At 74.0% G+C, this 18,784-nt stretch carries 17 protein-coding genes and 1 pseudogene; 11 read left to right on the top strand and 7 right to left on the bottom strand.

Going from position 1 to position 18,784, the window contains the following annotated elements; genetic code table 11:
* Positions 1-75, top strand: a pseudogene (locus AB0C04_RS26400) (phytochelatin synthase); the annotation flags it as partial.
* Positions 76-188: 113 nt separating this feature from the next.
* On the opposite strand, the gene AB0C04_RS26395 reads toward AB0C04_RS26400, so the two are convergent.
* Positions 189-1,079 (bottom strand): hypothetical protein, encoded by an 891-nt coding sequence (locus tag AB0C04_RS26395; RefSeq protein ID WP_357059316.1) that lies wholly within the window; start codon positions 1,077-1,079, stop codon positions 189-191.
* 180 nt (positions 1,080-1,259) lie between these two features.
* On the opposite strand from AB0C04_RS26395, the gene mptB reads away from it, so the two are divergent.
* The 4 genes from mptB to AB0C04_RS26375 all read left to right on the top strand — a co-directional run bounded on the left by mptB (position 1,260) and on the right by AB0C04_RS26375 (position 4,901).
* Positions 1,260-2,690, top strand: a complete 1,431-nt coding sequence (mptB, locus tag AB0C04_RS26390; RefSeq protein ID WP_357059313.1) for a polyprenol phosphomannose-dependent alpha 1,6 mannosyltransferase MptB — start codon at positions 1,260-1,262, stop codon at positions 2,688-2,690.
* Positions 2,687-4,060, top strand: coding sequence for a glycosyltransferase 87 family protein (locus tag AB0C04_RS26385; protein WP_357059311.1), 1,374 nt, complete (start codon positions 2,687-2,689; stop codon positions 4,058-4,060). Before mptB ends, AB0C04_RS26385 begins: the two co-directional genes overlap by 4 nt.
* Complete coding sequence (locus AB0C04_RS26380) at positions 4,021-4,470, top strand: ribonuclease domain-containing protein (RefSeq protein WP_357059307.1); 450 nt, start codon at positions 4,021-4,023, stop codon at positions 4,468-4,470. Before AB0C04_RS26385 ends, AB0C04_RS26380 begins: the two co-directional genes overlap by 40 nt.
* Before the next feature lie 65 nt (positions 4,471-4,535).
* Positions 4,536-4,901, top strand: coding sequence for a barstar family protein (locus AB0C04_RS26375; RefSeq protein WP_357059305.1), 366 nt, complete (start codon positions 4,536-4,538; stop codon positions 4,899-4,901).
* Between the two features lie 128 nt (positions 4,902-5,029).
* Here the strand turns inward: AB0C04_RS26375 and AB0C04_RS26370 are convergent, their stop codons facing one another.
* The 6 genes from AB0C04_RS26370 to AB0C04_RS26345 form a co-directional block, all read right to left on the bottom strand.
* On the bottom strand, positions 5,030-5,758 hold the full coding sequence (locus AB0C04_RS26370) for an HD domain-containing protein (RefSeq protein ID WP_357059303.1): 729 nt from the start codon (positions 5,756-5,758) through the stop codon (positions 5,030-5,032).
* A gap of 79 nt (positions 5,759-5,837) precedes the next feature.
* Entirely contained in the window at positions 5,838-7,013 is a 1,176-nt protein-coding gene (locus AB0C04_RS26365) for a Gfo/Idh/MocA family oxidoreductase (protein WP_357059300.1), read from the bottom strand.
* The gene (locus AB0C04_RS26360; RefSeq protein WP_357059297.1) at positions 7,010-8,503 is read right to left on the bottom strand and encodes a mannitol dehydrogenase family protein; all 1,494 of its coding nucleotides are present in this window, start codon (positions 8,501-8,503) and stop codon (positions 7,010-7,012) included. The genes AB0C04_RS26365 and AB0C04_RS26360 overlap by 4 nt, the downstream gene beginning before the upstream one ends.
* Complete coding sequence (locus AB0C04_RS26355) at positions 8,494-9,798, bottom strand: enolase C-terminal domain-like protein (RefSeq protein WP_357059295.1); 1,305 nt, start codon at positions 9,796-9,798, stop codon at positions 8,494-8,496. Before AB0C04_RS26355 ends, AB0C04_RS26360 begins: the two co-directional genes overlap by 10 nt.
* An 85-nt stretch (positions 9,799-9,883) precedes the next feature.
* The gene (gene uxaC / locus AB0C04_RS26350; RefSeq protein WP_357059292.1) at positions 9,884-11,314 is read right to left on the bottom strand and encodes a glucuronate isomerase; all 1,431 of its coding nucleotides are present in this window, start codon (positions 11,312-11,314) and stop codon (positions 9,884-9,886) included.
* 18 nt (positions 11,315-11,332) lie between these two features.
* Positions 11,333-12,661 carry a Gfo/Idh/MocA family oxidoreductase gene (locus AB0C04_RS26345; RefSeq protein ID WP_357059288.1) on the bottom strand — a complete coding sequence of 443 codons (1,329 nt, stop codon included), beginning with the start codon at positions 12,659-12,661 and terminating at the stop codon, positions 11,333-11,335.
* 241 nt (positions 12,662-12,902) lie between these two features.
* Here AB0C04_RS26345 and AB0C04_RS26340 point away from each other — a divergent pair, with 241 nt between their 5' ends.
* The 6 genes from AB0C04_RS26340 (at position 12,903) to AB0C04_RS26315 (ending at position 18,764) form a co-directional block, all read left to right on the top strand.
* The gene (locus AB0C04_RS26340) at positions 12,903-14,045 is read left to right on the top strand and encodes a LacI family DNA-binding transcriptional regulator (RefSeq protein WP_357059285.1); all 1,143 of its coding nucleotides are present in this window, start codon (positions 12,903-12,905) and stop codon (positions 14,043-14,045) included.
* A 6-nt stretch (positions 14,046-14,051) separates the two neighbouring features.
* Positions 14,052-15,395 carry an extracellular solute-binding protein gene (locus tag AB0C04_RS26335; protein WP_357059281.1) on the top strand — a complete coding sequence of 448 codons (1,344 nt, stop codon included), beginning with the start codon at positions 14,052-14,054 and terminating at the stop codon, positions 15,393-15,395.
* A 28-nt stretch (positions 15,396-15,423) separates the two neighbouring features.
* Positions 15,424-16,407 (top strand): sugar ABC transporter permease, encoded by a 984-nt coding sequence (locus AB0C04_RS26330; RefSeq protein ID WP_357059278.1) that lies wholly within the window; start codon positions 15,424-15,426, stop codon positions 16,405-16,407.
* Positions 16,408-16,532: 125 nt separating this feature from the next.
* Positions 16,533-17,294 carry a carbohydrate ABC transporter permease gene (locus AB0C04_RS26325; protein ID WP_357059358.1) on the top strand — a complete coding sequence of 254 codons (762 nt, stop codon included), beginning with the start codon at positions 16,533-16,535 and terminating at the stop codon, positions 17,292-17,294.
* On the top strand, positions 17,278-17,928 hold the full coding sequence (locus AB0C04_RS26320) for a hypothetical protein (RefSeq protein WP_357059274.1): 651 nt from the start codon (positions 17,278-17,280) through the stop codon (positions 17,926-17,928). Before AB0C04_RS26325 ends, AB0C04_RS26320 begins: the two co-directional genes overlap by 17 nt.
* Positions 17,925-18,764, top strand: coding sequence for a PmoA family protein (locus tag AB0C04_RS26315; RefSeq protein ID WP_357059271.1), 840 nt, complete (start codon positions 17,925-17,927; stop codon positions 18,762-18,764). The genes AB0C04_RS26320 and AB0C04_RS26315 overlap by 4 nt, the downstream gene beginning before the upstream one ends.
* The last annotated feature ends 20 nt before the right edge of the window (positions 18,765-18,784 follow it).

The raw sequence follows: 18,784 nt of genomic DNA, 5'->3' as shown, positions 1-18,784 counted from the left end.
AACATGGCCTCCTACTGGATCAGCACCGAGCACCTCGCGGACTGGATCGCCACCCGCGGCTACTCCACCAGCTGACCCACAACAAGCGAACACCGGAAGGGCCGGACCCCACCAGGGGTCCGGCCCTTTTGTCGTCTCAGTCCCGGCGGGAACCGCGTGCTCGCGCTCCGGCGCCGCGTGGCCGCCCGTCAATGATCGGGCGCGGGCTTGGGGGGCTTGGCGGGCTTTGCGGACTTGACCGGCTTGGCGGGTTTGGTCGGCTGGGGCGGGATGGGGTGAGCGAGGGAGGACGGAGCCGGTGCAGGGGGCGGCGTGGGGGTCTCGTTGGCGAGCAGGTCGTCGATCCAGCGGGCGGCGGATCGCTGCCGGGTGAGCATCTGTTGGCGGGCCTCGGCCAGGGCCTCGTCCGGCTGGGACGTTCCCTCGATGTGTTCGCCGAGGATGCTCGCCCAGCGCCGGCTCAGCTGTTCGGCGTACCGGGCCTTGCGGAGCTGCTCGTCGTACTGGCATTCGAGAGTGACCTGGCGTTCCACGTGCGGCTGGAGCGCCGGCCAGATCTTGTCATCGAGCCGCACGGTGGCGTCGGGCTGACAGGTGAGGAGGACGTCCCCCCGCTCGTAGGGCCACGGGCCGTCCTCGGCGAGCGCCTGCTGCAACGCGAGCTCCAGGTCGCCCGCGCGGTGCGCCGGCAGGTCACGGGCGGCGTCCGCGGCGAGCCGGGTCAGCCGCTGGACGGCGTGCGGCATGAAGTACTGGGCGTACCAGCTCAACACCTCGGCGCGCAGGCCCGCCGGCGACGACCAGGCGAACGTGGCGCGGATGTAGAAGCAGTACACGTAGCCACGGGCGGGTACCGCGATCAGCCCCGGCGCGTCGCGTTGCTCGACGAGTGGGCCGGGCGGCGGGGGTGCGGAGCGCACCGGCTCCTGGTCCCGCAGCGAGGCCGCCAGCCGCCGCCAGTTCCGCCGCAGCCAGCGCCCGCTCTGGAGGCTCGCGTCCCGGGCGGTGCTCAGCCCGCGGCTGCCCCACTGCCGCCACCGGTTCGCGGGTCTCGGCGCCGGGTCGGGGGCGTCCGTCATCCACCCTCCCTGGTCACGGATCAGCGTTCCCACGCTAACAACGGGTGACCGATCTGCCCGCCGCCACGCCGACGCGACGGCCGAGGCCGCGCCGACGTCGCGCTGGGGCGACACCGTGGCGTCGCTTGGTGATCGTCGGACGGCCGCGTGGCGGTCAGCTGCGGACGGCATCCTGCCCGGGTGCGGAAACTGCCGACCGTCGTCGGGTACCGGCTGCTCGGCGGCGTGGGTGCCGTCCTGCTGGCCGGCGCCGGCCTCGCCGCCGGCGCGCTCCCGATCGGCGGCCACGCCGCCTGGTGGAGCGCGCTGCGGCACCTCGCCGGGCCGGGCCTGCTCTGCGGGTACGCCGGGCTGACCCTGCTGGCCGCCGCCTGGTGGTGGGCGGGCCGGCATTTGCGCGCCGCCCGTCCACCCGGTGCGCCGGTGGTACGGCTCGACGGGCGCTCCGCCGCGCTCACCCTGGCCTGCTGGGCCGGGCCGCTGCTGCTCTGCCCGCCGCTGTTCAGCCGGGACGCGTACAGCTACCTCGCGCAGGGCGCGATGGTGCTCGCCGACATCGACGTGTACCGGCACGGCGTGACAGCGCTCGGCGGTCGGCTCGCCGCCGAGGTGCCGCAGATGTGGCAGCAGACGCCCGCGCCGTACGGGCCGGTCTTCCTCGCCATCGCCGCTGTCGTCTCCGGGCTGACCGGCGGCAAGCTGGTGCTCGGCGTGCTCGGGCTGCGGCTGGTGGCGCTGGCCGGGGTGGCGCTGCTGCTCCGCTACCTGCCCCGGCTGGCCCGGCACTGCGGCGTCGACCCCGCCGCCGCGCTCTGGCTCGGCGTGCTCAACCCCCTGGTGCCGCTGCATCTGGTCGCCGGCGCGCACAACGAGGCGGTGATGCTGGGGTTGCTGGTGGCCGGGCTCAGCCTCGCCTTCGAACGCCGCTTCGGCACCGCCGCCGTGCTGGTCACCCTCGCCGCGCTGGTCAAGGCACCGGCCGTGGTGGGCCTGCTGGTGGTGGTGTCGCTCGCCGCCCGGCACGGCGGGCACCGGGCGGCGCTGACCCGCACCGCCGGCTTCGCGGTCGGCACCGCGGCCGCGGTCACCTGGGCCACCGGCATCGGGTACGGCTGGATCGGCGCGCTCGGCACCCCGGTGTACCGGCACAGCTGGTCGATCTCCAGCGCCCTCGGTCGCGGCGCGACGTGGCTGGCCGGCGCGCTCGGCCTGGAGTGGGGAGACGCCCCGATGCGACTCTTCCTCGGCCTCGGGCTGATCGCCGCGCTGGCCGTCGCCGGCATCGCCTGGTGGCAGCGGCGGCGGATCGGTCCGGCGTACGCCGTGGGGCTGGCCCTGGCGGCGGTGGCGCTGCTCGGCCCGGCGACCCGGCCCTGGTACGCGCTCTGGGGTCTGGTCCTCATCGCCGCGGCCGCGCCCGACGGGTGGGCCCGGGCGGTCGCGGCGTCGGGCGCCGTGGTGCTGGCGTTCGTGGCGCTGCCCAGCGGATTCGGACCGGACCCGACGCAGGCGGCGCTCGCCGCGGCCGGGGTGCTGCTCGGGCTGCTCGCGGTCGGCTGGCTGCGGCTGCTCACCGCCACCGGGCAGCCGGCGCCGGCGGTGGCCCGGTGAGTGCCGAACGACCCGCGCCAGGCGGCGTGCTGACCCGGCCGGCTCGGGTGTCGCCGCGTACCGGACGGCGGGTGCTGCTGGTGGCCGGGATCGCGACCCTGCTCGGGGTGCTCATCGCGGTGCTGCCCGGGCACCGGGGCTGGTTCGACGTCGGCGTCTACCACGGCGCGGTCGGGCACTGGACGCGCGGCGGTGACCTCTACGACTGGACGACCTGGAACGGGTACGGCTTCACCTACCCGCCGTTCGCGGCGGTCAGCATGCTGCCGATGGCGGCGCTGGCCTGGTATCCGACGATCGTGGTGAACCTGCTGCTCACCGCGGTGGCGACCGGTTTCCTGCTGGTGCTGCTGGTCGACCCGCTGGCCCGCCGGGCGGGCTGGAGCCGGTGGTACGCCCTGGCGCTGGCCGGCTGCCTGCTGGCCGGGCTCAACCCGGTCCGCGACACGGTCAGCTTCGGGCAGGTCAACCTGCTGCTGGTGGCGCTGGTCTACGTGGACCTGTGGCTGTTGGAGCGGGGCCACCGGGCCGCCGGCGTCGGCATCGGGCTGGCCGCGGCGATCAAGCTCACCCCAGCGATCTTCATCGGCTACCTGCTGGTCACCCGGCGCTGGCCGGCGGCCGCCACGGCCACCGGCGCCACGATGGCCGCCACCGCGCTCGCCGCCGCGCTGGCCCCGGGCGCGTCGCGCACCTTCTTCACCGAGGCGCTCTGGGACACCGGCCGGATCGGCGAGCTGGCGTACGTGTCGAACCAGTCGCTGCTCGGGCTGGTGGCCCGGCTCGACCCGGAGCACCCGGACCGGCGGCTGTGGCTGATCCTGGTCGCCGCCGTGCTGGCGGTCTGGCTGGTCCGCACCGGGCGCGCCCGTCGGGCCGGCGACGAACGGGCCGGGTTCGCGCTGACCGGGATCACCGCCTGCCTGATCAGCCCGATCACCTGGGTCCACCACCTGGTGTGGTTGGTGCCGGGGCTGGCGCTGCTCGCCGCGGCCACGCTGCCCTGGCCGCCGCGCGAGCGGGCCGCGCGCCGTCGGCTGCGGGCCGGCGTGGTCGGGTATCTGCTGCTCTCCAGCGGTCTGGTCTGGGTCTTCGCCAACAACTCCACCGGGCCGCTCGGCTTCCTCGGTGGCAACGCCTACCTGTGGGTCGCCCTCGGGATGCTGCTGGCGCTGCCGATCGGCGGGGGACGGCTCGCCGATCATCCGCGGTTAACCGGCCATTGTGGATCAGTTCGGGCGCGGGGACTGTTCCGGACGGTCGCCGGCGGTGAGACTGGGACCGGTCCGCCAACGACGCGGATCGATGTATCCGACGGTCTGGAGGCAGCATGTCCACCCTCGCATCCCCGCGCCCGACGCTCGGCGTGACCCGCCGGCTCACCGCCACCCTCGTCCTGCTCGTCGCGATGGTCGCCGCCGCGCTGGTCGGCCCGTCCGTGGTCGCCCCGCGCCTGACCGACTCGGCGTCCGCCGCGGTCTACAGCTCCTGCACGATGAGCCGCTGCGCCGACGCCCGGACGGCCCGCTCCGGCTGGGCGGCCAAGGGCTTCCCGACCAGCCGTGGCTGGTACAGCTGGAGCGGGGGCCTGGCCAACTTCGCCGGCGGGCGGTTCTACAACTACGAGGGGCAGCTGCCGACCAACGCCACCTACTACGAGTACGACGTGTACCCGCGCCAGCAGGGCGCCGCCCGCGACGCCTACCGCATCGTGGTGAACAAGAGCACCGGGGTGACCTGGTTCTCGCCGAACCACTACACCGACTTCTACCGGCTCTGACCGGTAACCTCCCGGGGTCGGCCGTGCCTGACGACGGCCGGCCCCGGCCCGGCGAGGAGGTCTCGATGCCCGACCAGGACGGTGACCGGACAGCCGGCTGGCTGACCGTCGCCCGCGACGACGCGCCGGACGACCCGAACGCGGTGCCGCTGCCCGGCGCGGCCGCACGCACCCGCGAAGGCCTCTTCGCCTCGCTCGCCACCGCCTTGGCCCTGCCGACGCACTTCGGCCACAACTGGGACGCGCTCGCCGACGTGCTGCGGGACCGGCTGGCCGCCGCGCCGCTCACCCTGCGCGTCGACGACGCCGGCCAACTGCTCGCCGACGAGCCCGCCGGCCAGTACGCCCAGCTGCTGACCGTGCTCGGCGAGGTCGCCGCCGACGCCCCGCACCCGCTGCGGGTCGTGCTGCGCGAACCCCCACCAAACTGAGCCGGTCCGACGCTCCCGGTGCGGCCGCTGCCGAACCTCGGGGCATGGCTCACGCCTCACTGTCGAACTGCCTCAGATTTGGGCCGCCCGCCCCGCGTGGCGGCGGCGCCGACGGAGCGATCAACCGATCAGTGGGGGTGGGCGGGCTGGTCCAGGATGGCGCTGAAGCGCTCCTCGGCCAGGTCGAGTTGGGCCAGGATGTGCCGCTTCACCGGCGGGGAGAGCGGAGTGTCCGGCCGGTTGACCAACTCCCGGTAGACCGGCACCAGTGGGCGGTACTTCCGGGCCGAGGACTCCACCTTCGGTCCGACGGTGTGGATGACGCCCACCCCGTTGTCGGTGAAGTCGGACACCTTGATCACCCGAGCCCAGGGCTCCCGATCGAGGCTGGCGGCCACGTGTTCCCGGTACTGCTCGTTGCGGTCGCGCGTCGGGTCGTACCGCGGATTGGTGACCGCGGCGACCAGGCCGGCGACCCGTGGGCCGAACCGCGCGGCGAGCGTGGCCAGGGCCGCGCGGGTCGGGTCGTCGCCGGGGTCCGCGCCGGCCAGCTCGCTCGGGTGGTCCTCGACCGCGTCGTGCAGCAACCCGGCCACGATCACGTCCACGTCGCGTACCTCGTAGTGGTGCATCATCCGGATCGCCACCCGCAGCAGGTGGTTGAGGTACGGCTCGCGCACCCGGCGGTCGTCGCGGTGCAGGTCGGCGGCGAGGTCGAGCGCGGCGGTCAACCGCTTCCGGGCAGCCTCGTCGAAGGACTGGATCTCCAGCCGGAAGCGCTCCAGCAGGCCCGGCTCGCCGTGGATCTCGGTGATCGCGTGCATCGGCATCGTGCCCAGGTACGGCGGGAAGTCCATGCGTCACTTATAGCCGATCTTCACCATGGTGGCGGTCCCGCCCGTCGCCGATGCGACTCGACCCGGCGCCGCGCGCCTCCTATCCCGACAGACCGGTGCGGTGGGGCCGCGCCGCCCAGGGCACACCCAGCTCCGAGGGGAGGGCGTGCCGTTCGGCGGCCCGGCGCAGCACCTCGTTGACGCCGTGGATGCGCAGCACCCGCGACGGTCCGGCGCCGACCGACGCCACCAGATCGCCGCCCAGCAGCCGGGGCAGCGGCGCGTCGCGCAGCGCGTCCAGCACCGCCGTGAACGGCGCGGTACGGGCCAGCGGGGCGATCAACGCGACCCCGTCCGGGTCGGCCCGGTGCGCGAGCAGGTTCTCCAGCAGCCCCCGCCGTCCCGGCACGACGCGCGGCGCGGCGTCGCCGGGCAGCCGCAGCCGGTCGGTCGGATACTCCAGGATTGCCCGCCCGGCGGTTCCGGTGACCACCACCTCGCCCGGCACGAGCTCCTCGCCGGCCAGGGTGACCGCGGCCAGGATCGGTGGACCGTGCCGGGGCCGGATCCGCAGCACCGCCGTGTCGTCCACCTCGATCGGGCGGACCCGGTAGCGCTCGACCTCGACGCCGGTCGGCTGGACCGGCGCCCCGACCACCGCCTCGGCGACGGCCAGACACTGCATCACCGCGTGCGCGAGGGGGTTGGCCAGCGCGCCGTCCAGCACCGGCCGGCCGTCCAGCGTCCGTCGTCCGGCCCAGGGCGAGCGGGCGTAGTAGGCGTCCGGGCGGTGCCAGGCGGCGACCGTGGCGATGCCGGTGATCCGGCCGAGCCGGCCGGCGGTGACCGCGGCGGTCAGCTCGCCCAGCGCCGCCGAGCCGAGCGCCTGGAAGCCCACCTGGCAGACGCGCCCGGTGGCGGCCAGGGCGCCGGTCAACTCGTCGTGCTCGGCGGCGCAGAGCACCGGCGGCTTCTCCAGCAGCAGGTCGGCGCCGGCGGCGAGGGCGTCCAGCGCCACCGGCAGGTGGGTGTGCGGCGGGGAGCAGACGATCACCACGTCCGGCCGTACGGCGGCGAGCATCTCCCGGTGGTCGGTGAGCACGACGGTCTCCGGCGGCACCGGCGCCTGCGGGTCCTGCTCGACCGGCCGTGGGTCGACCAGCGCGGCCAACCGCAGCCGTCCGGCCGCGTGCAGCGGGGCCAGCACCCGCCGGTGCCAGCGCCCGTGCCCGTTCGCCCCGACCAGCGCCACCCGGGGCGCCCCCGGCGGGCTCACGCCGCACCGGCCAGGGTGGCCGCTACGCCGTGCCGCTCCAGGGCGGTGAGCCAGGCGGTCACGTCCGTCCGGACCTCGTCGTCCTCCGCCACGTCGGCCGGCACGATCTCGCGGAGCGCGAAGACCGCGTCCACCGCCCTGGCCGGGGTCTGCCGGCCGGCCGCCAGCGCGGCGCGGATCCGGTCACCGAGGGGATCCTCCAGCGGCAGCGGCCGGCCGTCGTCGGTGTAGCCGAGCAGGAACCGCAGCCAACCGGCGACCACCAGCGCGGCCCAACGCGCCGGGCGGCCGGCGGCGCGCAGGTCGGCGATGGTGTGCAGGACGCGTTGCGGCAACTTCTGCGAGCCGTCCGACGCCACCTGGAGGGTGCGGTACCGGATCGCCGGGTTGCCGAACCGGGCCAGCACCTCCTCGCCGTAGTCGACCACCCGCACCCCGTCCGGCGGAGTGAAGCTGGCCGCGACGTCCTCGGCGATCAGCCGGCGCAGCACCCCGGCCAGGTGCGGGATCTCCAACGCCTCGGCGATGGTCTCCCGACCGGCCAGCGCGCCGAGGTAGGCGGCGGCCGAGTGCACGCCGTTGAGGGTGCGCAGCTTGAGCCGCTCCCACGCGCCGGCGTCGGCGGTCAGCACCGCCCCGGCGCGGTCCCAGGCCGGCCGGCCACCGGGAAAGTCGTCCTCGATCACCCAGTGGGCGTACGGCTCGGCGGCCACCGCCGCGAGGTCGCTCACCCCGAGCGCCCGGCGGGCCTGCGCCAGCGTCTCGGCCGTGCTGGCCGGCACGATCCGGTCGACCATGGTGCCGGGGAAGGTGACGTTGCCGGCGATCCACTCCGGCAGGGCGCCCGGCACCCCGGTGGCCTGGCGCACCGCCTGCTCGACCAGGCCGCGCAGCCGTACGCCGTTGGCCGGCAGGTTGTCGCAGCTGACCAGCGCCACCGGCCCGGCGTCGGCGGCGGCCCGGGCGGCCAGCCCGCGCAGCAGCAGCCCCGGCACGGTCGTCGGCGGGCGGTCGCCGGCCAGGTCCGCGGCGAGCGCCCGATCCGGGCGCAGCCGCCCGGTGGCCGGGTCGAGCTGGTACGCCTTCTCCGTCACGGTCAGCGTGACCACCCGGATCGCCGGGTCGGCCAGCAGCGCCAGCACCGCGTCCGGGGCGCTGGGCGCGTGCCGCACCCCGGCGAGCGCGCCGACCACCCGGGTGCCGGTGCCGCCGCCGGAGAGGGTGGTGACGCTGAAGAGGTGGTCCTGCGCGGCGAGCGCCTCGACCATCGCCGGGTTGCGGGGCGCGACGGCCACGATCGCCCAGTCGCCACCCGCCGCGCCGATCGCGGCCTCGGTGTAGACCGCCTGGTGGGCCCGGTGGAACGCGCCGAGTCCGAGGTGGACGACGCCGGCCTGCACGGCGCCGGGGCGTACCAGCGGCCGGGCCTCGGCCGGCAGCCGGCGCAGCGCAGCCAGCCCGAGTCGGGCGGCGCCGACGCTCACCGCCATGCCGGACCGTCCGGAAAGCGGAATCGGGCGATCGACTCCGGCCGCATGGTGGCGCTGTAGCCGGGGCGGTCGGGGAGCAGGTAGCGGCCGTGTCGCGTTCGCACCGGGTCGACGAAGTGCTCGTGCAGGTGGTCCACGTACTCGATCATCCGGCCGTCCAGGCTGGCGCCGACCCGGAGGAAGTCGAAGATCGCCAGGTGCTGGACGTACTCGCAGAGGCCGACGCCGCCGGCGTGCGGGCAGACCGGCACCCCGAACTTCGCCGCCAGCAGCAGCTCCGCGAGCACCTCGTTGACCCCGCCGACCCGGCACGCGTCGACCTGCATCACGCCGATCGCCTCGGCCTGCAGCAACTGCTTGAAGATGACCCGGTTCGCGGCGACCTCGCCGGTGGCCACCCGGCACCGGCCATCGGTCAGCTCGGCGACGGCCCGGGCGATCCGGGCATGGCCCAGGATGTCGTCGGCGTGCGTCGGCTCCTCGATCCAGTACGGGTCGACCTCGGCCAGCGCGGTCATCGCGGTGATCGCCTCGTCGACGTCCCACACCTGGTTGGCGTCCATCATCAGCAGCGCGTCCGGGCCGATCTCGGCCCGGATGATCCGGGCCCGACGCAGGTCGTCGGCGAGCGGCCCGCCGACCTTCATCTTCATCGCCCGCCAACCCGCCGCGTACGCCGCCCGGGTCAGCGAGCGGACCTTGTCGTCCGGATAGCCGAGCCAGCCGACCGACGTGGTGTAGGAGGGGAAGCCGTCCTGCTCCAGCTCGGCGAGCCGGTCGTCCCGGCCGAGCAGTCCCTTGTCGAGGATGGCCGCCGCGTCGTCGGGGGTGAGCGCGTCGCTGATGTGCGTGAAGTCGACGCTGGCCACCAACTCGTCGGTGGGCAGTTCGGCGAGGAAGCGCCACATCGGCTTGCCGGCGAGCCGGGCACGCAGGTCCCACACCGCGTTGACCAGCGCGCCGGTCGCCATGTGGATGACGCCCTTCTCCGGCCCGAGCCAGCGCAGCTGCGGATCAGCGACGAGCGAGCGCCAGAACGCCACCGGCGCGGCGGAGATTTCCTCGACCGTGCGCCCCACCACGTGGTGCGCGAGCGCCCGGACGGCGGCGCAGGTCAGCTCGTTGCCGCGACCGTTGGTGAAGGTGAAGCCGGCCCCGGCCGCGCCGGCATCGGTGCCCAGCTCGACGTAGCTGGCCGAGTAGTCGCCGCGGTTGATCGCGTCCGAGCCGTCGCCGCTGGCGGCGGTGGGGAACCGCACGTCGTGCACGTCGACCGCGGTGATGGTGACGCTCATGCTGTTGTCCTTTCCCTTGGCCAGCAGCGGCATGAGCAGCGGGCGTTCGCGACTGCCGGGCTCCGCTTCGCTGCACTCCTCGCGCTCACCGTGCCTCACCAAATTTGAAGACCCGCTTCGGCAGCCGGTAGGCCAGGTCGACGATGGTCTCGGCCGCTTCGTCCTCGGGCAGCCGGTGCTCGGCGACCAGCCGGGCCAGGAAGCCGGCGTCCACCCGGCGGGCCACGTCGTGCCGGACGGGGATCGAGCAGAACGCCCGGGTGTCGTCGACGAACCCGGCGGTGTTGTAGAAGCCGGCGGACTCGGTGACCGCCTCCCGGAACCGGCGCAGCACCTCGGGGGAGTCGAGGAACCACCAGGGCGCGCCGAGGTAGAGCGCCGCGTAGCCGCCGGCGAGCGGGGCCAGCTCGCGGGTGAAGGTGTACTCGTCCAGCGTGTAGAGCACCACCCGCAGCCGCGGGTCGTTGCCGTGCCGCTGCAGCAGCGGGGCCAGCGCGTGCACGTACTCGGTGGCCTGCGGCACGTCACCGCCGACGTCGCGTCCGTGCCGGGTGTGCAGCCACCGGTTGTGGTTGCGCACCGCGCCGGGGTGCAGCTGCAGGATCAGCCCGTCGTCGATCGACATCGCGGCGAACTCCAGCAGCATGTGCGCCCGGAACGCCTCCGCGTCGCCCGCGTCGGCGAGGCCGCGCCGGCCCCGGTCGTAGAGCGCCGCCGCCTCGGCGGGTTCCAGGGCCAGGGTGCGGGCGGTGGGATGCCCGTGGTCGGAGCAGGTCGCGCCGGCCGCGACGAACGCCGCCCGGCGGGCCCGCAGCGCGGCCAGGTAGCCGGCGTACGTGCCGGTGTCCTCGCCGGTCAGCTCGCCGAGCCGGTCCACGTTGCCCGACCAGCCGTCGAACTCCATGTCCACCACGTCGTCCGGGCGGAAGGTGGTGACCACCCGCCCGCCCGGTCCGCCCCAGCCGTCCGCGGCGAGCTTGGCGTGCTGGCCGAGGTCGTCCAGCGGCGACTCGGTGGTGGCCAGCACCTCGATGCCGAACCGCTCGAACAGCGCCCGGGGTCGGAACGCCGGCTCGGCCAGCCGTGCGGCCAGCTCGTCGTAGACGTCGTCGGCGGTGGCCGGCGAGAGTGGAGTCGGCACCCCGAACACGGTGCGGAAGGTCTGTTCCAGCCAGAGCCGGGACGGGGTGCCACGGAACAGGTGCCAGTGCGCGGCGAAGCGGCGCCAGATCCTCCGCCCGTCGGTCTCCACCGGGCTGCCGTCGCGGCTCGGCACGCCCAGGTCGCCCGGCGGGACGCCCTGGCTGAGCAGCATCCGGGTCAGGTAGTGGTCGGGCACGATGAGCAGCTGCGCGGGATCGGGGAAGGGCCGGTCCTCGGCCAGCAGCGCGGGGTCGACGTGCCCGTGCGGCGAGATGATCGGTTGTTCCGCGGCCAGCGCGTAGAGCTCCCGGGCCAGCGCGCGCTGGCCCGGCTCCGCGGGCAGGAGCAGGTCGGAACGGGGCGGGGTCGGCACGGGTGGCTCCTGTCGCGGTCAGGGGAGGGTGAGCAGGTCGGCGACCCGGACCGGTTGGCCGGTCTCCAGGGACCGGTTGGCCGCCAGGCCGGTGAGCAGGGCCAGGGCGCCGTCCTCGGCGTCGGCGGCCCGGTCCAGCGGGTCGGGCCCGCCGCCGAAGAGCACCCGGGTCATCCGCGCGTCGGCGCCGCCGTGTCCCTCCCGGGTCTGCCCGTCGACCGGGATCCGCCGCGGCGGCGCCCAGAACGGCCGCAGGGTCAGGGTGGTGCCGCCGGCCTCGGCGATGGCCTCGGCGCCGTGCAGCGCGGCGCCCTTGAGCGCGCCGGCAGCCGACGGGCTGACGTACGTGCTCTCGGCGACCTCCAGCTCCAACCGGCCCCGACTGCCGTTGACCATCACCCGGTAACCCTCCCAGGGGGCGTACGCGGTGAGGTGGTAGGTCATCGTGGCGCCACTGGAGTAGCGGGCCAGCACCGCCAGGTCGTCCTCGATGGTCACTCCGGGAGCGAAGACGTTGCGGTCGCGCTGGTAGCCGTCCTCGGCCTCGGCGTCGAGGTAGAGCTCCCGCAGCCGGGGATGCGCCGCGAGGTGCAGCGCGAACGGGTCGTCGGCGGCGGCGGGGGAGCCGTGCGCCCGGTCGTAGTCGCGGGCGTAGCCGTGCCGCCGCCCGCCCTCGCCGTAGAAGAAGAGCCGCCCGGCGGCGTACACCTGCACCGGCCGGGCCGCCAGCCACCAGTTGACCAGGTCGAAGTGGTGCCCGGCCTTGTGCACCAGCAGCCCGCCGGAGGTGGCCTTGTCCCGGTGCCAGCGGCGGAAGTAGTCGGCGCCGTGCCGTACGTCGAGCAGCCACTCGAAGTGCACCGAGCCGATCTCACCGACGGCCCCCTCGGCCAGCAGGCGGCGGACCTGTTCGTGCAGCGGGCTGTACCGGTAGTTGAAGGCGACCGTGACGCGCCGCCCGGTCTGCGCCACCGCGTCGAGGATCCGCCGGCAGCGGGGCGCGTCGACGGTCATCGGCTTCTCGGTGATCACGTCCCGCCCGGCCCGCAACGCCGCCACCACGTACGCGTCGTGGGTGACGTCCACACTGGTCACCAGGACCGTGTCGACGCGCTCCTTGGTGAGCATGGCGGTGAAGTCCTCGGCCCGGTAGGTCGGCACCGGCGGGTGACCGAGCCCCGCCAGCCAGCGGTTGTGCGCGTCCATCCGGGCCTGGGTGACGTCGGCGAAGGCCACCAGCGCGGCGCGGTCGGCGTGCTCGACGACCAGGGCCCGGACGAACATCTCGGCCCGCGCCCCGGTGCCGACGATCGCGTACCGGGTCCGTCCGTCGGGGTCCGTCGCCATCGGTCACCCTCCCGCGTCGACTGCAAACCTTTGCAGTGAAATAACCACGGTCGATGCGAGATCGTCAACGGCTCCCAGGTAATCGGTCGACTGTGACCCGATTGATGCGGATTGAGGATCACGGTGGGCGCACGGTTGCAACAGCACCGCAACAACGGGCCGTTGACAGTGGAGCAACCGTTTGCATTAATTGGCGGCACCCATGTGACCAGAGCCACAACGGACAGAGGGGTTCGCCGCCGTGCCAGTCACCATCCGGGACGTCGCCCGGGCCTCCGGGGTGCACATCTCCACGGTGTCCCGCACGTTCTCGGCGCCGCACCTGGTCAACCCGGAGACCCGGGTCCGGGTGCTGGCCTGCGCCGAGGACCTCGGCTACCGGCCGAACCGGGCGGCCCGGGCGCTGATCACCGGGCGTACGCACAACATCGGCCTGATCATCGCGGACATCGCCAACCCGTTCTTCCCGCCGCTGATCAAGGCGGCGGAGAGCCAGGCGCGCCATCGCGACTACCACGTGTTCGTGGCCGACACCAACGAGGACCCGAGCGTCGAGGAGGAACTGGTCCACGCCCTGGCCAAGCAGGTCGACGGGGTGCTGCTGTGCAGCCCGCGGATGAGCAACAGCCTGATCGAACAGCTCAGCCGCGAGGTGCCGCTGGTCGTGGTGAACCGTCAGGTGGCCGGCCTGCCCTGCGTGCTGATGGACGTGGGGCAGGGCGCCCGGGCGGCGATCGAGCACCTGATCGGGCTCGGCCACACCCGGATCGCGCTGCTCGGCGGGCCCCGCGGCTCGTGGACCAACCGGGAGATGCGCCGGGCCGCCGGGGTGGCCGCCCGCGCCGGCGGCGCGGAGCTGACCGTGCTCGGCCCCAACCCGCCCACCGAGACCGGTGGCCTCGCCCTCGCCGAGCAGGTCCGGCGCAGCGGCGTGTCGGCGGTGCTCGCCTACAACGACCTGATGGCGATCGGCCTCATCGAGGGGCTGGACATGCTCGGGGTCGGGGTGCCGCAGGAGGTGAGCGTCGTCGGGGTCGACGACATCGCGCTGAGTCGGCTGACCCGACCGAAGTTGACGACGGTGGCCACGCCCACCGCGGCTGCCGGCCGGACGGCCGTCGACATGCTGTTGCAACAGGACGCCGACCCGCCGCGCGGCGCGCGGCGCGTCGGCGTGGCCACGGCAGCCGGCGTCCGTCGTACCACCGCACAGGTAATGCTCCAGACCGACCTGGTCATCCGCGACTCGACCGGACCGGGACCCCGCTCCGGTCGACACCGTGCCGGCGCCGCGGCGCAAGGCCCGGGCCCGCAACGCCTTGCGGGCCCGGGCGACCCGACCACGGCCGCCGGTGACGTCGTCGCCTCCTACGCCAAGGAGTGAGCGCACATGCACCCCGCCACGCCCACCACCGCCGACGCGCCCGTCGGGCGCACTCACCGTACCCCGCTGTCCCGCCGCCGGCTCGTGCGCGGCGTGCTCGCCGTGGCCCTGGCCGCACCCCTGATGTTCGGGGCCGCGGCCTGCGGCGACGACGAAGCGGCCGACCCCAACGCCCCGGTCAAGCTCGCCATCTTCTGGTGGGGCGGCGACGCCCGCGCCAAGCTGACCGAGGACGTGCTTGCCCTCTACACCCGTAAGCACCCGAACGTGACGTTCGAGAAGACCTGGCAGGCCAACCAGGGCTACTTCGACAAGCTGGCCACGCTGACCGCCGGCGGGAACCCGCCGGACCTGTTCCAGATCGACGACAACTTCCTCGCCGAGTACGCGGCCCGCAACACCACCCTGGACCTGACCTCCCACCAGAGCTCCGGCAAGCTCGACACCGCCAAGTTCCCCAAGAGCCTCTGGCAGTACGGCGTGGTCGACGGCAAGCTGGCCGGTCTCGCCGCCGGCGAGAACACCCAGGGCCTGGTCTACAACAAGACGCTGCTGACCAGGCACGGGCTGCCGGAGCCGACCACCGGCATGAGCTGGGAGGAGCACATCGCCTGGGCCGAGCAGGTGGCCAGGACGACGAAGGTCCCCGGCACCCAGGACCCGAGCGCCGACTACAAGGCGTTCTGGGTCTGGCTGCGCCAGCAGGGCAAGGACCTCTACAACGGCAAGGAGCTGGGCTTCACCGCCGACGACCTGACCCGCTGGTTCGAGCTGTGGAAGGGCGCCCGCGACCGCAAGGCCACCCCGACCGCCGACGTCATCCACGAGGGCAACTCCACCGACATCACCAAGCAGCTCGTGGCGACCGGCAAGGCGGCGACCTCCTGGGTCTGGGCCAACCAGATGCCGGAGATCAAGAAGAACACCAAGGACGAACTGGGCGTGGTGGCCTACCCCGGTGACCCGAGCGCGCAGTGGGCGCGGGCCTCGATGTACTGGTCGGTGTTCCGGGGCAGCAAGCACAAGGACGTCGCGGTCGACGTCATCAACTTCATGGTCAACGACCCGGAGGCGGTGAAGCTGCTGGGCACCGACCGCGGCCTGCCGTCCAACCTCGACCTGCGCACCGTCGTCAGCGAGGGCGCCACCGACCCGGCCATGAAGCAGTCGATTGCGGTCGAGACCGAGCTGGCGCAGAAGTTCGGCGAGTCCCCGCAGGTGCCGATCAAGGGGCACAGCAAGGTCCGCGCCGAGCTGATCAAGGCCGCGGAGAACGCCCAGTACGGCCGGGCCACCCCGGCGCAGGCCGCCAGCCAGTTCGTGGACGCCTGCAAGTCCGCCATCGCCTGACCGCCGCCCGCGGAGAGGAGGCCGCCTCGTGGCCCTGACCACGGCGCCCGACCCGACCCGAGGCGGCACCGGATCCGTCCGGCCCCGCGCCACCCGGCGTAGGACCGGACGGATCCGGTACGGCGACGGTCTGGCCGGCTACGTCTTCCTGTCGCCCTGGCTGGCCGGCCTGCTGGCCGTCACGGCGATCCCGATGCTGGTGTCGCTCTATCTGAGCTTCACCAACTACGACATCCTCACCCCCTTCTCCGAGGTGCGGTGGGTGGGGCTGGCCAACTACGAGCGGATGTTCACCGCCGACCCGTCCTACTGGCACGCGGTCCGGGTGACGCTGACCTTCGCGCTCATCGCCGTACCGCTGAAGCTGGCCGCGGCGCTCGGGGTGGCGCTGCTGCTCAACCGCGCCTGGCGCGGCGTCGGTCTCTTCCGCGGTCTGTTCTACCTGCCGTCGCTGCTCGGCGGCAGCGTCGCGCTGGCCATCGTCTGGGTGAACATGTTCAACCGCGACGGCGCGGTCAACAGCCTGCTCGGCCTCTTCGGCATCGAGGGACGGCCGTGGGTCAACGACCCGGACTGGGCCCTGGAGACCCTCATGGTGCTGGCCATCTGGCAGTTCGGCGCGCCCATGGTGATCTTCCTGGCCGGGCTCAAGCAGGTCCCCACCGAGCTCTACGAGGCCGCCGCGGTCGACGGCGCGGGCCGGTGGCGCAAGTTCCGCAACGTCACCCTGCCGATGCTCTCCCCGGTGATCTTCTTCAACCTGGTGCTGGAGACCATCAACGGCTTTCAGGGCTTCACCGCCGCCTTCGTGCTCAGCAACGGCACCGGCGGCCCGGTCGACTCCACCCTGATGTACACGCTCAACCTCTACATCACCGGTTTCACCGACCTGGAGATGGGCTACGCGTCGGCGATGGCCTGGGTGTTCCTGATCGGCATCGCGCTGATCACGGTGATCTTCTTCAGCACCGGGCGGTTCTGGGTGCACTACGCCGACGGGGAGGGCCGGTGATGGTGGCGGTGACCACGACCGCGCGCGCGGCGGGCCCCGGCCGCCGCCGTCCGCGCAGCCGCTCGACGCTGCGCCTGCTGGTGCTGCTCGCCATCCTGGCGGTGGTGCTCTACCCGCTGATCTGGATGCTCGGCACCGCGCTGAAGTCGCAGGAGGAGATCGTCAACAACGTAGGGCTGCTGCCCGAGCGGTTCACCCCGGGCAACTTCACCGCCGGATGGTCCCACTTCGACGTCAGCTTCGGCCGGTTCTTCCTCAACAGCGCCCTGGTCAGCCTGCTCACCGTCGTCGGCAACGCGGTCTCCTGCCTGCTCGCCGCGTACGCCTTCGCCCGGCTGCGGTTCCCGCTGCGCGGCGCCTGGTTCGCCGTGATGATCGGCACGCTGCTGCTACCGGGGCACGTGCTGATCGTGCCGCAGTACATCCTGTTCCGCAGCGTCGGACTGGTCGGCGCGGAGTGGCCCTACCTGCCGCTGCTGGTGCCGCAGTTCCTGGCCACCGAGGCGTTCTTCGTCTTCCTGATGGTGCAGTTCATGCGGGGCATCCCCCGCGAGCTGGACGAGGCGGCCAAGATCGACGGCGCCAGCGCGTACGGCATCTTCCGGTACGTCATCCTGCCGCTGAGCCGTCCCGCGCTGGTCACCACCGCGATCTTCTCGTTCATCTGGACCTGGAACGACTTCTTCCGGCAACTGGTCTTCCTCTCCGACCTGGAGGACTACACGGTGCCGGTGGCGCTGACCCTGTTCATCGACTCGACCAGCCAGAGCGCGGTCGGGCCGATGTTCGCCATGTCGGTGCTCTCGCTGCTGCCGGTCTTCGGGTTCTTCGTCGCCTTCCAACGGATGCTCGTCGAGGGGATCAACACCAGTGGACTCAAGGGCTGAACCGCCGCCGGACGAGGCGGTCACCCGCCGGGACTGGCGCGACGTGCTGCGCGACGCCGCCGACCTGGCGCTGCTCGGCATCCTGCTGACCCTGGCCGCGGCGCCGGTGCTCACCGCCGCCGCGGCGGTCGGCACGGCCAGCGCCGCCGTGCACGACTGGGTCGGCACCGGCAGCTGGCCGCCGGCCCGCCGGACGCTCTCCCGGTTCGGCCGGGCGCTGCTGCCCGGAGTGCCGGTCACCCTGCTGGTGCTCGCCGTGGTCGGGCTGCTCGCCGTCGACCTGGCCGCGCTGACCGCCGGCCGGGTGCCCGGCGGGGCGCCGGCGCTGGCGCTCACCGCGCTGGTCGCCGTCGCGCTGGCCGGGTACGCCGGCGCGGTCGTGGTCGAGGTGGGCCGGTCCGGGGGCGGGCGGTGGCGGGCCGCTGCCCGGCACGCCGTCCGGGCCTGCCTCGACCACCCGGCGCGGTGGGCCGCCGTGGCCGGGACGAGCGCGGTCGCCGCGCTGCTCGCCGTGCTGGTGATCCCGGTGGCGGTGCCGATCCTGATCGGTTACACCGTGGCCGCCCTGCACGCCGTCGCCCGCCGCCGACCGGCGGCGGCCCGAGCGGCGCTGACCCGGCCGGAGCTGCCGTGACCGCGGAACGCCTGCTGGTCGGCGGCACCGAGGTGGCCCGCTACGAGGTGGACCCACAGCTGGCCCCCCGGCACGGTCCCCGCCCCTACCTGCACCCGGTGCGCACCCGGACCGGCACGGTGGTCACCGACGCGCTCCCCGCCGACCACGTCTGGCACCTCGGCGCGTCGCTGGCCGTGCCGGACGTCGACGGCACCAACCTGTGGGGCGGACGCAGCTATCTGCGGGACGTCGGCTACACCTGGCGCGACGACCACGGCCGGATCGCGCACACCGACTGGGAGACCCGCGCGCCCGACCGGCTGGCGCACCGCCTCCAGTGGCGCGACCCGGCCGGACGGGTGCTGCTGAACGAGCACCGCCGGCTCGGCGCCGTCGGGCTGCCCGGCGGGGCCTGGCGGCTCGAGCTCGACTACACCCTCACCGCGCCGCCCGACCGGGACGTGGCGTTGGGCAGTCCGGCCACCAACGGCCGGCCCGGCGGGGCGGGCTACGGCGGGTTCTTCTGGCGGGCGGTCTCCGCCGACCCGGCCCGGACGTGGACCGCCGGCGCGGTGGGGGAGGAGGCGGTCAACGGCTCCGCCGAGCCGTGGCTGGCGCTCACCGGCACCGGGCCGGGCGGTGGGGCGTACACCCTGGTCTTCACCGGCCTCGGCGACGGCGACCGGTGGTTCGTGCGGACCGCGATGTATCCCGGGGTGTGTGTGGCCTTCGCCTTCGACCGGCCCTGCCGGATCCCGGCCGGATCCCGGCGGCGGGCGCGGCACCGGGTGATCGTCGCCGACGGCCACCTCAGCGCCGACGCCGCCGCGACGCTCGCCGAGTCACCGGACTGACCCGCCGCCTTCGTTGCTCG

It is taken from the genome of Micromonospora sp. NPDC048909 (assembly GCF_040649635.1).
GTDB lineage: Bacteria > Actinomycetota > Actinomycetes > Mycobacteriales > Micromonosporaceae > Micromonospora.
The sequence above is the reverse complement of the archived record's forward strand: the minus strand, read 5'-3'. Positions and strand labels throughout refer to the sequence as shown.

Coding starts and splice junctions, on each gene's coding strand:
- AB0C04_RS26395 (WP_357059316.1), bottom strand. CDS start 1,079: ATGACGGACGCCCCCGACCCGGCGCCGAGACCCGCGAACCGGTGGCGG.
- AB0C04_RS26380 (WP_357059307.1), top strand. CDS start 4,021: ATGTCCACCCTCGCATCCCCGCGCCCGACGCTCGGCGTGACCCGCCGG.
- AB0C04_RS26375 (WP_357059305.1), top strand. CDS start 4,536: ATGCCCGACCAGGACGGTGACCGGACAGCCGGCTGGCTGACCGTCGCC.
- AB0C04_RS26370 (WP_357059303.1), bottom strand. CDS start 5,758: ATGGACTTCCCGCCGTACCTGGGCACGATGCCGATGCACGCGATCACC.
- AB0C04_RS26360 (WP_357059297.1), bottom strand. CDS start 8,503: ATGGCGGTGAGCGTCGGCGCCGCCCGACTCGGGCTGGCTGCGCTGCGC.
- AB0C04_RS26355 (WP_357059295.1), bottom strand. CDS start 9,798: ATGAGCGTCACCATCACCGCGGTCGACGTGCACGACGTGCGGTTCCCC.
- AB0C04_RS26345 (WP_357059288.1), bottom strand. CDS start 12,661: ATGGCGACGGACCCCGACGGACGGACCCGGTACGCGATCGTCGGCACC.
- AB0C04_RS26335 (WP_357059281.1), top strand. CDS start 14,052: ATGCACCCCGCCACGCCCACCACCGCCGACGCGCCCGTCGGGCGCACT.
- AB0C04_RS26325 (WP_357059358.1), top strand. CDS start 16,533: ATGCTCGGCACCGCGCTGAAGTCGCAGGAGGAGATCGTCAACAACGTA.